The 13,772-nt window shown below is 28.2% G+C and carries 12 protein-coding genes; 5 read left to right on the top strand and 7 right to left on the bottom strand.

The window, feature by feature from the left end; all coding sequences use genetic code 11:
- Positions 1-13 precede the first annotated feature (13 nt).
- From HCG76_RS16350 to HCG76_RS16375, 6 genes are all read right to left on the bottom strand, one after another.
- On the bottom strand, positions 14-865 hold the full coding sequence (locus tag HCG76_RS16350) for a PRD domain-containing protein (protein WP_221701321.1): 852 nt from the start codon (positions 863-865) through the stop codon (positions 14-16).
- Between the two features lie 206 nt (positions 866-1,071).
- On the bottom strand, positions 1,072-2,292 hold the full coding sequence (tyrS, locus tag HCG76_RS16355) for a tyrosine--tRNA ligase (RefSeq protein WP_221701322.1): 1,221 nt from the start codon (positions 2,290-2,292) through the stop codon (positions 1,072-1,074).
- Between the two features lie 155 nt (positions 2,293-2,447).
- The gene (locus tag HCG76_RS16360) at positions 2,448-2,861 is read right to left on the bottom strand and encodes a hypothetical protein (RefSeq protein ID WP_195986637.1); all 414 of its coding nucleotides are present in this window, start codon (positions 2,859-2,861) and stop codon (positions 2,448-2,450) included.
- A 177-nt stretch (positions 2,862-3,038) separates the two neighbouring features.
- On the bottom strand, positions 3,039-4,184 hold the full coding sequence (locus tag HCG76_RS16365; protein ID WP_221701323.1) for an AlbA family DNA-binding domain-containing protein: 1,146 nt from the start codon (positions 4,182-4,184) through the stop codon (positions 3,039-3,041).
- 261 nt (positions 4,185-4,445) lie between these two features.
- A complete protein-coding gene (locus HCG76_RS16370) occupies positions 4,446-5,573 on the bottom strand; it encodes a Ger(x)C family spore germination protein (protein WP_221701324.1) in 1,128 nt (375 codons plus the stop codon).
- Positions 5,560-6,981: a spore germination protein gene (locus HCG76_RS16375; protein ID WP_221701325.1), complete on the bottom strand. Its 1,422-nt coding sequence runs from the start codon at positions 6,979-6,981 to the stop codon at positions 5,560-5,562. The genes HCG76_RS16370 and HCG76_RS16375 overlap by 14 nt, the downstream gene beginning before the upstream one ends.
- Before the next feature lie 125 nt (positions 6,982-7,106).
- On the opposite strand from HCG76_RS16375, the gene HCG76_RS16380 reads away from it, so the two are divergent.
- The 3 genes from HCG76_RS16380 (at position 7,107) to trpS (ending at position 9,724) form a co-directional block, all read left to right on the top strand.
- Positions 7,107-8,177: an endospore germination permease gene (locus tag HCG76_RS16380; RefSeq protein WP_221701326.1), complete on the top strand. Its 1,071-nt coding sequence runs from the start codon at positions 7,107-7,109 to the stop codon at positions 8,175-8,177.
- Between the two features lie 182 nt (positions 8,178-8,359).
- Positions 8,360-8,524 (top strand): zinc-ribbon domain-containing protein, encoded by a 165-nt coding sequence (locus HCG76_RS16385; protein ID WP_148321349.1) that lies wholly within the window; start codon positions 8,360-8,362, stop codon positions 8,522-8,524.
- A 192-nt stretch (positions 8,525-8,716) separates the two neighbouring features.
- Positions 8,717-9,724, top strand: coding sequence for a tryptophan--tRNA ligase (trpS, locus tag HCG76_RS16390; protein ID WP_221701327.1), 1,008 nt, complete (start codon positions 8,717-8,719; stop codon positions 9,722-9,724).
- A 40-nt stretch (positions 9,725-9,764) separates the two neighbouring features.
- On the opposite strand, the gene galU is transcribed toward trpS, so the two are convergent.
- Positions 9,765-10,634 carry a UTP--glucose-1-phosphate uridylyltransferase GalU gene (galU, locus tag HCG76_RS16395; protein WP_221701328.1) on the bottom strand — a complete coding sequence of 290 codons (870 nt, stop codon included), beginning with the start codon at positions 10,632-10,634 and terminating at the stop codon, positions 9,765-9,767.
- A 331-nt stretch (positions 10,635-10,965) separates the two neighbouring features.
- Between galU and brnQ the strand changes: the two genes are divergently transcribed.
- Complete coding sequence (gene brnQ / locus HCG76_RS16400) at positions 10,966-12,219, top strand: branched-chain amino acid transport system II carrier protein (RefSeq protein WP_221701329.1); 1,254 nt, start codon at positions 10,966-10,968, stop codon at positions 12,217-12,219.
- Between the two features lie 95 nt (positions 12,220-12,314).
- A partial coding sequence (locus tag HCG76_RS16405; RefSeq protein ID WP_221700878.1) for an IS1182 family transposase occupies positions 12,315-13,772 on the top strand: 1,458 nt, incomplete at its 3' end.

The following is a 13,772-nucleotide window of genomic DNA, read 5'->3' on the forward strand; positions in this document are numbered from 1 at the left end:
AGATTGCTATACTTTAATTATATACTAAAGATATTCTAAATCTTTCAATATGCATTGTAATATAAGCAACCTCATTTTCACATACTTCACAATCTAAAGTATTCCCTATTATCTTTGCAACATCCTTAGATATATTGTAAGAAAGCTTGTACTTTTCTTTTATTATATCTTTTAAATCATTTTCTATTTTCTTATTACTCATTACTCTTTCAATAGCAAATCTTATATGAATTAAAAATCTTGTATAATCTAAAGATTGTCTATCAATATAAATTCCTAGCTTGTCCTCTACATACTCAACAATAGTGTTACTTAAATATGCATACTTTATTGTATTAGCTAATTTACCATTATTTCTAGCTGAATGAATATGAATAGCTATAAATGCAACTTCACCATCAGGAATTTTCACATCTACTTCTTGCTCAATTCTTCTAGCTAATTTTGAAGCTAATTGAAACTCCTTATAATATAAAGTCTCTACCTCATTTAAAAATGGATTAATTATTTCTTGATTATCCCTTAATCTTTTTACAGAAAATGCTAAATGTTCTATAAGAGCTATATGTATACTTTCATTTAACTCTTCACCTAACTCATCTTGTATTTCTCCTAATGCTTCTTCGAAAGTCCCTATTAACTTATTATCTACAGTTGATACTATTTCATTAAAGCTTTTTTGGTTCTTATCATCTACAATCTCAAAAATCTTGCTTACTTTAGTACCTGCGGTAACTTTATCTCCAAATTTTCTACCAAAGCCTATCCCCTTTTCAAATAATATTTTTTCTGCGCCTTGATCTCTAACTAACAATACATTATTATTAATAGATTTCGTTACTGTTACAGTTTTAGTTAATTCCATTATTATCACCCGTCCCTTCACGAAAATGTTAACGTTATCAACATGTATAGACCACTTTTTAATAATAAATTAATTTTTAGTATATATCAAGTTATATTTACATTTTTTCTCATGAACTTTCCATTTGATTAAAAATTTCAAAAAAAAAGCTGCAGATTTGATTTTAATATTCAACAAAATCTGCAACCTAATATCTGATTTTATATCTATTCTACAACTATTTTGGTATAGTTTTTCTTTCCTCTTTTTATTAAAGCTGCTCCATCTTGTATGTCTTCTTCAGTGAATAATCTAGCTACTTCAGTAACCTTTTCACCATTAATAGAAAGACCACCTTGTTGGATTAATCTTCTACCTTCAGCTTTTGAAGGAACTATTTTAGTTTCAGCTATAACATCAAGAACAGTCTTTCCAAAGCTTTCAGAAGTAACTGTAACTGTAGGAACATTACTCATATCAACTCCACCAGCAAATAATGCTTCTGCGGCTGATTTAGCTTTGTTTGCTTCCTCTTCGCCATGAACTAGCTTAGTTATTTCATAAGCAAGAACTGTTTTTGCTTTGTTTATTTCAGCGCCCTCTAAAGCACCAAGTCTTCTTACTTCATCCATAGGTAAGAATGTTAATAATGCTAAACATTTTTCAACATCAGCATCATCTACGTTTCTCCAATATTGATAGAAATCAAATGGTGATGTTTTTTCTGGATCTAACCATAATGCTCCACCAACTGTTTTACCCATCTTTTGACCTTGGCTATTAGTTAATAATGTACAAGTCATTGCCATAGCTTGACCTTGAGCTTTTCTTCTAACTAACTCAACACCTGCAATCATATTTGACCATTGGTCATCTCCACCTAATTCCATTTTACAGTTATACTTTTGGTTTAATACATAGAAATCATATCCTTGCATTAACATATAGTTAAATTCTAAGAATGATAATCCCTTTTCTAATCTTTGCTTAAAGCATTCAGCACTTAACATTCTGTTTACTGAGAAGTGAACTCCTACTTCTCTTAAGAAATCAACATAATTTAAGTTTAGTAACCAATCTGCGTTATTTACTAATATAGCCTTGTCATCTGAAAAATCTATAAACTTTTCCATTTGCTTCTTTATGCAAGAAACATTATGCTCAATTTGCTCTTTTGTAAGCATAGATCTCATATCAGTCTTTCCTGATGGATCTCCAACCATTGCAGTTCCGCCACCTAATAAAGCTATTGGTCTATGACCTGCCTTTTGCATATGTGCCATAAACATCATTGCTATAAAGTGACCTACATGTAAACTATCAGCTGTTGGGTCAAATCCTATATAAAAAGTTATTTTCTCCTTTTCTAGCAATTCTCTTGTTTCTTCTTCATGAGTAAATTGCTTTATGTATCCACGATCTAATAACTCGTCTAAAACGTTAGCCATATCCTTACCTCCTATAAAAATTCATATATTTAGTATATATTTATTACTAGGTTTTATCAAGGAAATTTAATATTTGAAAGCCTTATATTTAAAATAAAAAGCTACCCTTATTGGGTAGCTTTAATTAATTTATTTAAATTTAATTATTTTCAATCCTATGCTACGTATTCTCTAATACATGCTGGTACTTCTTCAGTAGTATCAACGTTAACGTTAATGTATACATTAATACCAAATCTATCTGTTAATCCAGCTATCTTTCTAAACAATTCTGTTGAGTCTTTCATAGTACACTTAACAATATTTGATAACCCATCAATATAGATATTTTCAATATCATAATTAGATGAAATTATACCACATAACATGCCATAAAAACTTTGACAATCATCAACCCTATATTCATTAGTATCAACAAATCTAATACCTCTAGCTAATTGTAACATTGGTCTTGAATCGTCATCAATATAAACAGCATCGCCCTTAGCACTTATTTGTTGGTGGTTGGCTAATTCTATTAACCTTTTTGTTTTTCCAGAGCCTCTTCTTGCACAAAAAACTTGAATCATTGGAACCACTCCTTCTTTTTTAATTATTTTTTATAGTTAATCACCTTAATATTTTTATTTAAGGTGTAAGTTAAACTTTTTAATTATAATTAAAAATTCTAGTAACACACTTTTTAGCAACTAAAACTAAACTGTACTCACTTTTCTTTAAAGTTATTATTATCTATATAAATTTTATTATTCAAGGTTTATTGGTAAAACAACCTTAAAACAATTGTCTAGAGTTGAATTTATTAGCCTTACCTTTCTTTTCCCTTTGAATGCTTCCTTTATTCTTACTAATCCATTTCCATCATTAATAAATCTCTTTCCTTCATCTAAAGATATTAGCTTATCATAAATCCACATATTCCTCTTATTATAGCCCATATCTCCTAAAATATTACCCTTAGATACCAGTTGTCCTGGACTTATAATTATTACTGAGTTTTTAGTTAATACTATTTCTATTATCTTATCTATAATTGAATACTCCCTATACATTACTGAGTTTTTTACTGCTTCCATAATAGCAAAAACCGGATAATCTTTTGGTAATAACGTATACATTTTTTCTTCTGTTTTATCTATCATATCTAATAGAGTCCCATTTATCATAAATGATCTTGGATAATTATCATTAATCTTATTTATTATTCTTATTGCATTATTGGGAATACATATATTATTACTATCACAAAATACTAATAATCCTCCAAAAGTACATCTAAGCTTTCTATTTCGTTTATCCAAATAAGTTATCCCAGCACTTTCTAATAAAAACTGCTGATTTTCTCTAGTAATAGTTATTCCTTTACTTTTGAAATAATGTTCTATTAACTCTCTATTTAAAAACTCAGCACTACTATTTACTATTTGGCAGGTTTCAACTGTTAACAATTGATTTTCTTCAAATGCCGCTACTAGTTCTGATTTTCTCATAGTATCTGTAATAGAACCTCTTCTTATATGAAATGCACCAGTTTCTTTTATTTGATAAGGCTTTTGGCCACCATCAAATATTGTTATTATTCCAATATCAACTTCATCTAAATTTACAACTTCTACTTTTATTGGAATTGGGGGTTCACATCTTGAGCTAACAACTTGCTGGATTTTTTCTTCATCTAAAGCTTTTGCCTTATTAATTCCAACTAATCGTTTTGTTCTGTCCTCAACACCTATTATTAGATACCCTCTTCCCCCTTTAGAATTAGCTATGGCACATACATCCTTTGCAAGCTCCTTCTTTCCAGATTCAGAGGAAATGTCTATTTTTAGTTTGAAATCTAATTTAGTGCCTTCTCTCTGTTGTATTAAAGATAGTAGCTTTTTTTTATTCATAATATTTTACCTTAAACTCTCTCTAAGATATAATATTCAACTTAAACTAAAACTGCTAATTTTAGTATTAAATTTTAACAAAAATTTTATAGTAATATATTATATTTATTATATAAAAAAAAAGAACAAAGAAAATAACTTTATTGTTATCTTTTCCTTTGTTCTTTAACAATGGCTAATTTATATCCTTAATTTAAGAATACTCCTATAAACAATATTTATCAATATTTTCCACTAATTATTAATAAATATTTTTTAATATTAAAGACTATCCTTTACAACTCCAGTTCCTTTTATATTTATCTTAGTATTTACCTCTAATTCAGTAACACTTAAAGGATTATCAATATTTTCATGTGGATAATACATTTCAACTAATCTTTCAACATCAAAAATATCTAATCCCTCTTCCTTATATTTATTAAATAAGTATTCAACATATCCATTAATATACGCTTCTTCGTTAACCTCAATATAATCTATTGAACTACTATCCACAATTAATTTTCCTTGTATTTCACTTACAGATACATCAACATTAACATTTTTTATTAACTTATACTTACCATCTTGAAACTGAAGCTTATCTACAACACTACTATCCAATATTTGAAGAGTAATAAAATTTTGCTTATCTTGTGGGTTAGCAACTTCTAATGTACCACTCTTTGCATTACCCATCATAATATTGTACATTAAACTATTTACTACATCTATTTTTTCCACTAAAATATTATCTTTAAATATAGATGAACCTTGTATTTCTATCTTCTTATCTATAGCATTATCCTTTAATGCTATAGATGTTAATAATGCAGTATTACTTCCCATTAAAATATTACTTAAATAATAATTTATATTTGATTTTACAGCCTTAGGATTATACTTTTCCTTACCAACTAAATCATTTAAAAATAATCCTAAATACTCTTCATCAGTAGAAACAGTTTTTAATAACTCATCTACATCACCATAATATACAAAAGCACTTGGCTTCATTGAAAACTCACTATTATTATTAATCAAGTCTAAAAACTTTTTAATACCTTTTCTAGAGGCCTTTTCTGTAAATATATATGCCCTTGTTTGAGTATAATCTAATTTAAAGCTTGATACTCTATTTATATCACTTAATGCCTCTAATGCAGTCTTACCCTGGCCTTTGTAAATTATTCTTCTTCCTTTATCAGAACTATCATTTGTGCTTCTATATGGCTTAATACAATCTAAATAAACTATTGCCTCACCTAAATCATCTATATCAAAAATAATACTTGTAGGAAAGGTAACTTTATTAATGTCATGATAATCAAAACAGCCTGTTAAAAATAATGGTATAAATAATAAGACTAATAATAGTGAATATCTCCTTCTTTTATTTTTCACCACTCTCCTTACCTCCTGTTCCTATTATCTTTCTAGAAATCCTATCTAATTTTCCTCTAAAGAATACATCCTTAAATCTATATTCACTTAAACTACCTAGTGGGAATAAGAAAGGATAACCCACAGATTCTAATTCTGATATTTGAATAACATAAATTAATGAGGCACATAAAAATCCTGGTATTCCAAGTAATGATGATGATAACATTATTACTATTGACCAAAATGAAACAGCTCCATATACCTTAGGTATTAGGAAGTAACTTAATGTACTTATTGCAACTACTATTATTGTTATTCTTGATGCTATTCCTGCTCCAACTGCTGCATCACCTAAAATAAGAGCTGAAACTATACTCATTGCTCCACCTATTGGATGTGGAAGCCTTAAACCAGCTTCTTTTATAAGTTGAAAAGCTAACATCATAATCAGTACTTCTACAACGGTAGGCAATGGCACGCCAGCTCTAGATACTGCAAGCCTAAAAACAAAAAGACTCGGTATCATAGAGAAATGATATGTAATAATTGCAACATAAAGTCCTGGTAAAAAAGATGCAATTAAAAATGCACACCATCGTAATACTCTATTAAAGTTTGTATAGTGCCTATTTATATAATAATCATCTGGCATTTGAAAATTTTCTAAAAAGAAATATGGTACTGTAACTACAAATGGTGTACCATCTACTAATATTCCTATACGTCCTTCAAATATTTTTGCTGCAACTTCATCTGGCTTTTCAGTATATCCTACTGTATCAAAAAATGAATGTTGATGCTTTAAATTTACTTCTATATAATTAGAATCTAAAACAAATCGCAAATCTAAATTTTTAATTGTATCTTTCACCTTACTTACAAGCTCTTCTGGTGCAATGCCCTTTATATATGCAATTGCAACTGCAGTTTGTGATTGCTCTCCAACTATAACTGTTTCAAACTTTAAATCTGGATTTTTAACACGTCTACGGATTAATGCAACATTATCTACTATAAGCTCATTAAATCCTTCTCTAGGTCCCTTTAATACTGCTTCTGTTTCTGGAATTCCAATACCTCTCCTTGGGAAATTTTTAACTTCACAAAAGATTATTTCATTAAAATCTTTTAAAATTAAAATTACATCTCCAGATAAAACATGCATAAGTGCATCATCTAAATCTGTTGCCATTCCTGTTGCACTTATATCAAGTACCTTTTCTAATAAATCATTTGGATTTTTTATACTTGTATTTTTTAATTCTCCAAATCCTCTTAATGGTAATATTAAGTACTCCATCATCCATTGACCATTACATAAATCATCTATGAATACTAAAGTACCATCTCCTATTATTGTTTTAACATCCCTATATTTAACGTCAAAACATCCTTCAAATCTTTCTTTTACATAATTTAAATTCTCCATTTGCATCACCTAAGCATATTATTCCTCTCACCATGTTTAATATTCATTTTTTTGAGAATAATAAAATAGAATTATCTTATCTCATAGCAATAATTAAGTTTATATTTAGAGTTGGAGGAGAAAAAATGAATAAATTATCAGCAAAGCACTTTATACTTTTTATATTTGGTGTTACATATATATCTTTTAAAACCTATCCTTCTTTATTCATTGCAGAAGGGGGAAGAGATACATGGCTATATACATTAGCTATTTACTTAATTTTCTTTGCATTTGCCATGTATTTAATTTATGTTATGGATTCTAGAAAAATTTATAATATAAATGAAGTTTTTACTCAAGGGTTGTCTAAAACCTTAGGAAATGTATTTTTATTTTTATTTGCATTTGGATTATTTTTAGCTTCACTTGAATGTGCAGCAGTAGAAACCAATATAGTAAAATCTTGTTTTTTCCTTGGAACTCCTAGTTGGTATATAATCGCATTTTTCCTTTTACCATCGGTGTTCCTAATTGGTAAAAGTATACGTTCATTTTTAATTTTTGTAATTACTATTATATCTTCATTAGGTGTTAATACTGTTATCCTAGCTATACTTACTGAAAAATATAAGGATATAAAATATATTATGCCTGTTTTTGCAGGGTCTATAGGTAGTGAATTTTTATCAACATTCCTATTAGTTTTAGGCTCACTATCTGCTTTTGTTATTTCTTTACCATATCTAAGATATTTAAATAATGGTAAGGATTTAAGAAAACATAGCTTTATAGCATTAGGTATATTAGGTATTGTATGTATTTATGTACTAATTGGAATATTATCAACCTTTGGTCCACTTAGAGCTGCTAATCTCTTTTACCCTGAATTTACTCAAAGTCAAAGAGTTCAGCTTGTCAGTTTTATAGAATTTGCTGATTTCTTTTTCTTATATCAAACAGTTATGGGCTTTTTCTTAAAATATATAATTTCAGCTTGTGGAGTTTATATAATATATAAAAAATATATAAAAAACCATAAATATTTTATTACAGTTTATACTCTAGCAATCTTTATATTTGGAACATTTTTATCAAGAAATAATTATATTTTATTTTACCTACTTAAGTACTATCAATATATTAATTTAATATTATTTGTGGCTGTTCCACTTATTGCATTTACTGCCTTCAGCTTAAGATCTAAGAAAAAATAATTTATTTTTCTATCTTTTATAAAAGGATGTTTGTTGCATTTTTTCCAATTTATGCTATAATAATAGTGTAATAAAAATCATTAGGAAATTCTATGATAATATCATTAAAGTACCCCTTTTCCTTAGGTGTATAGTTAGTAGTTATCAAGATTCACCCTATGGATTTTAAGGAGGTATATAAAATGGAAGATAAGAAAATTATCTGCAAAGACTGTGGAAAGGAATTCATTTTTACTGTAGGAGAACAAGAATTCTACAAAGAAAAAGGGTTTGAAAATGATCCTGTTAGATGCCCAGATTGCAGAAGAGCTAGAAAAGCTCAAAAGATGAATAGAGACAGAAGATAATTAATTGAATTGTTTGGAGTTGCATAAGCAACTCCTTTTTTTTATTTTTTAAACTTAATACTTTTTATGCAAATTCCTAAGTTTGGTTGACATAAAATTTTGGTAATTTTATAATATTAACTATATGATAACGTAATAAATTTATAGTTAGGATATAAAAACATTTAAAGAAAAAGAAAAGGGGTGCTATATTTGGAAAACGTAGCAGAAAAGAAAAAAGTTATTTTCAGTGGTATTCAACCATCTGGTAATTTAACTTTAGGAAATTACTTAGGAGCATTAAAAAACTGGGTTAAACTTCAAGATGAATACGATTGTTTCTTCTGTGTAGTTGATTTACATGCTATAACAGTTAAACAAGTTCCTGCTGATTTAAGAAAAAGAACTCTAGAAGTTTTAGCTATTTATATAGCTTGTGGTATTGATCCTGAAAAAAATACATTATTTATTCAATCTCATGTACCAGCTCACTCTGAAGGTGCTTGGCTTTTAACATGTAATACTTATATGGGTGAACTTTCAAGAATGACTCAATTTAAAGATAAATCTCAAAAACATGGTGATTCTATCCCTGCAGGTTTATTTACTTATCCAGTACTTATGGCTGCAGATATTTTATTATATAACACTGACTTAGTTCCTGTTGGAATTGATCAAAAACAACATCTTGAACTTGCTAGAGACTTAGCTGGTAGATTTAATAATGCTTATAGCCCAACATTTAAAGTTCCAGACCCTTATATACCACCTGTTGGTGCAAAGGTTATGAGCTTACAAGATCCATCTAAAAAAATGTCAAAATCAGATGATAATCCAAATAGCTACATCTTAATTATGGATACTCCTGATGTTATAAGAAAGAAAATATCTAGAGCTGTTACTGATAGTATAGGCGTTGTAAATTACTGTGATGAACAACCAGGAGTTAAAAACTTACTTGATATTCTTATTTCAATTAAAGGATATTCAAAAGATGAAGTTGTTGACCTTTATAAAGGAAAAGGTTATGCTGACTTAAAGAAAGATGTTGCAGATGCAATAGTTGATGAATTAGCTCCTATCCAAGAAAGAGTTAATAACTTACTTAAAGATAAAAAAGCCTTAGAAGAAATATATAAACTAGGTGCTGAAAAAGCTAACTATGCTGCTATAAAAACACTTAGAAAAATGCAAAAGAAAATAGGTCTTATACCAAGATAATAAATAAAAAATAATAGAAACAGCCAAAAGGCTGTTTCTATTATTTTTCCCATGGTTTTGTATTTAAATATTCTATAAAATCTTCTCTAAGTTCTTCTCTCTTTAATGCAAACTCAACTGTTGCTTGTAAGAAACCTAACTTATCTCCAACGTCGTATCTTCTTCCTTCAAAATCATATGCATACATAGCTTCATTTCTTATTAATGTCTCTAATGCATCTGTTAATTGAATTTCATTTCCCTTACCAGGTTTAGTATTTTCTAATATCTCAAAAATTTGAGGTGTTATTATGTATCTTCCTAAAATAGCAACATTACTTGGTGATTCTTCTATCGCCGGCTTTTCTACTAATCTCTTAACCTTATAAACTCTATCTTCAATATGAATCCCATCAACTATTCCGTATTTATCAACATTTTCAGGCGCTACAGTTTGAACTCCTAATATTGTTGTTTTATATTCATTAAAACAATCTATTAATTGTTTTAAACAAGGAACCTCACTATCAACAACATCATCACCTAGCATTACAGCAAATGGTTCATTACCTACGAAGGATTTTGCACAATGAATAGCATGACCTAATCCTCTTGGTTCCTTTTGTCTTATATAGTGAATATCAACCATATCAGATATGCCTCTAACCAACTCAAGCATTTCTTGCTTTCCAGCCTTTTCAAGTTCCATTTCTAATTCAACAGATTTATCAAAATGATCCTCAATTGACTTTTTATTTCTTCCTGTTATTATTAGTATTTCTTCAATTCCAGATGCAACTGCTTCTTCAATAATGTATTGAATTGTTGGTTTATCAACTATTGGTAGCATTTCCTTTGGTTGAGCCTTTGTTGCTGGTAAAAATCTTGTTCCAAGACCAGCCGCTGGTATTATAGCCTTTCTTACTTTCATTTTATTACCTCTCTAACTAAGTAAAATTTTAGTATACATAACTGACAAGCCAAAATTAAATTTGGTCATTGAAAGTTACTCATTCTCAATTACTAGAACGAGTTTTATATTAATATAATAACATAATGTAATTGGCAATACTATATTTAGTACCTTAATATTACCATTCGTAAACCCTATTTTTACATGTAATATTTTGTTGAAAAAAAACATATATAATGTTATTATTATATCAAATTTTACAATTTAACAAAAAAAATTAAAAAAATCTTGCCAATTTATTAATTAATTAATTAATAAAAAAATTAAAAAGACAGAAAGAGGTACACATATGAAAAATAAAACAAGAGACTCTATAGTAGTAGGGTTTGCATTATTTTCAATGTTCTTTGGTGCTGGAAATTTAATCTTCCCACCATCACTAGGAAATAAATTAGGAGATCAATACTTATTGGGTATTTTAGGATTTATCCTAACAGGAGTAGGTCTACCTTTACTTGCTATATTAGCTTGTTCTAAAGGAAATGGTACATTTGAAAGTATTACAAATAAAATAGGTACTAAGTTTACATTAATTCTTACAACAGTTTTATTCTTTGCTATAGGTCCATTACTAGCAATACCAAGAACTGCTGCAACTACTTTTGAAATTTCAATATTGCCTTTCTTCCCTACATGGTCACCTATAATAGTAATGGCAATTTATTTCTTAATAAATTTATTCTTTGTTCTAAAACGTTCTTCTATTATAGATACAATAGGTAAGTTTTTAACACCTGCATTAATAATTGTATTAACTATAGTAATTGTTAAAGGAATAATAGATCCAATTGGTGAATTAGTTCCTACAGGTGCTACTAATATACTATCAATGTCTTTACTTGAAGGATATCAAACAATGGATGCATTAGGTGCATTACTATTTGCTGGTGTTATTACTTCTTCTATAGTTGAAAAAGGCTATAAAGGTTCAGAAGTAAAATCAGTTTTATTAAAAGCTAGCCTTATTGCTGTTGTTGGTTTAGCCTTTGTTTATGGTGGTTTAACATTTATAGGCGCTCATACTGTTAATTTAGTTGATTCTGGAATTAGTAATACTGCATTATTAGTATTCATAGCTAACAAAATTCTAGGAACTTTTGGTTTAATATTAATCGGAACTGCTATAGGACTTGCTTGTTTAACTACATCAATCGGCTTATTAACTGCTGGTGCCACTTTCTTCGAAAAGGTAAGTAACGGAAAATTATCATATAAATTTAATGCTATAGCTATTTCTTTAATGAGTTATATAATAGCTTGTCAAGGTGTTGATAAAATTGTTAAATTATCAGTTCCAATATTAAATGTTTTATACCCAGTAGCTATTACAATTATTGTTGTTACTCTACTTAATAAATTCTTAACTAATATTATTGCTATTAGACTAGCAGTTTATACTTCTTTAGTATGTGGATTCTTATTCTCATTCTTTGGAGATGCATTAAGCTTTATGCCTTTAGCTGGAGTTGGATTTGGTTGGGTTATTCCTACTATTATAGCTTTAGTTATTGGATTATTTATAAAAACTAAAAAAACAGCTTAATATAAAAAGGGGCTGTATCAAAATAAATTTTGATACTAGCCGATAAGAAAAGGAGGATTCGAATTTGAATCCTCCTTTTTGTGTATAATATTTTTATGAATACTAATAATTTAAAAAGCAAAAATATTATACATATTCATCAAGTAGTTTTCCCAATTAATTTAGAAATTATTATACCAAAAAATGATTCAGTAAGAACACTATATGAAGTAACGGAGGGACTAGATTATTCACAATTATACAAAGCATACTCTACTATTGGTAGAAATTCTGTAATCTTACCTGAAACATTATTTAGAATATTAGCTTATGGTTATATGGAGGGAATATACTCAAGCCGTAAACTTGAAAAGGCATGTAAAAGAGATCTTAATTTCATATGGCTTTTGCAGGGGCAAAAGGCTCCGAGCCATAATACAATTGCTAGATTTAGAAGTAAAAGATTAGAAAGCTGTGTAGAAGATTTATTTTATCAATTTGTTATAGAATTAGAAAAAAGGAATGAAATAGAGTTTAAAAACTTATTTGTTGATGGAACAAAAATCGAAGCGGATGCTAACAGATATACTTTTGTATGGAAGAAAACTACGGATATTCTTGAAGAAAAGCTTCAAAAAAAATTTAAAAAAATAGTAATGGAAATATCTGATGTTTTCAATATAACTATAGAAATTTCTGATTCTAAAATCGAGGTTGAAGATGCAATATTTATAAATGAAAAATTATTAGAAATAAAAGAAAATCAAGGTGTAAATTTTGTTTATGGAAAAGGACGTAGAAAAAGCAAACTTCAGAAATATGTAGAAGCTCTTATTGATTTTATAGAAAAACAAACCAGATATGATGACTATAATAGCATTTTCAATGGTCGAAATAGTTTTTCAAAAACTGATCATGATGCAACCTTCATGCATATGAAAGAAGATCATATGAAAAATGGTCAACTCAAACCTGGATATAATGTACAAATAGGAGTAGAAGGTGAATATATAGTTGGAGTTGATATTTCAAGTGAAAGATCTGATCAACTTACTTTTATTCCATTCTTAGAAAAGCTTGAAAAGAACTTAGGACAAAAATATGAAGCTATAGTTGCTGATTCAGGATATGAAAGCGAAGAAAATTATACTTATTTAGAAAATAATAATCAAATGGCATTTATTAAGCCACAAACATATGAAAAATCAAAAACTAAAAAGTTTAAAAATGATATAAGTAAAAGAGAAAATATGCAATATAATGAGGAAGAAGATTACTATATTTGTGCAGCTGGTAAGAAGCTTTTTAATAAAGGAACAAGAAATAAAACTTCTAAATCAAATTTTAAATCTATAGTTCATATATACGAAAGCGAAAGCTGTTTAGGTTGTGAATATAAAAGTAAGTGTACAAAGGCAAAAGGTAATAAGCTATTATATGTATCAAAAAATTTCGTAAGGCTTAGAAAAGATTCAATAGAAAATATATCAACTAAAGAAGGTATATTATTAAGAGTTAATAGATCTATTCAGGTCGAGGGAGCATTTGGAGTAATTAAGCAAGATTATGGTTTC

Source organism: Clostridium sp. K13 (assembly GCF_019734195.1).
Taxonomy (GTDB): Bacteria; Bacillota; Clostridia; order Clostridiales; family Clostridiaceae; genus Clostridium.

Excerpts from the sequence above, each read along its gene's own strand:
- HCG76_RS16350 (WP_221701321.1), bottom strand. The coding sequence starts at position 865 with ATGGAATTAACTAAAACTGTAACAGTAACGAAATCTATTAATAATAAT.
- tyrS (WP_221701322.1), bottom strand. The coding sequence starts at position 2,292 with ATGGCTAACGTTTTAGACGAGTTATTAGATCGTGGATACATAAAGCAA.
- HCG76_RS16360 (WP_195986637.1), bottom strand. The coding sequence starts at position 2,861 with ATGATTCAAGTTTTTTGTGCAAGAAGAGGCTCTGGAAAAACAAAAAGG.
- HCG76_RS16365 (WP_221701323.1), bottom strand. The coding sequence starts at position 4,184 with ATGAATAAAAAAAAGCTACTATCTTTAATACAACAGAGAGAAGGCACT.
- HCG76_RS16375 (WP_221701325.1), bottom strand. The coding sequence starts at position 6,981 with ATGGAGAATTTAAATTATGTAAAAGAAAGATTTGAAGGATGTTTTGAC.
- HCG76_RS16380 (WP_221701326.1), top strand. The coding sequence starts at position 7,107 with ATGAATAAATTATCAGCAAAGCACTTTATACTTTTTATATTTGGTGTT.
- HCG76_RS16385 (WP_148321349.1), top strand. The coding sequence starts at position 8,360 with ATGGAAGATAAGAAAATTATCTGCAAAGACTGTGGAAAGGAATTCATT.
- galU (WP_221701328.1), bottom strand. The coding sequence starts at position 10,634 with ATGAAAGTAAGAAAGGCTATAATACCAGCGGCTGGTCTTGGAACAAGA.
- brnQ (WP_221701329.1), top strand. The coding sequence starts at position 10,966 with ATGAAAAATAAAACAAGAGACTCTATAGTAGTAGGGTTTGCATTATTT.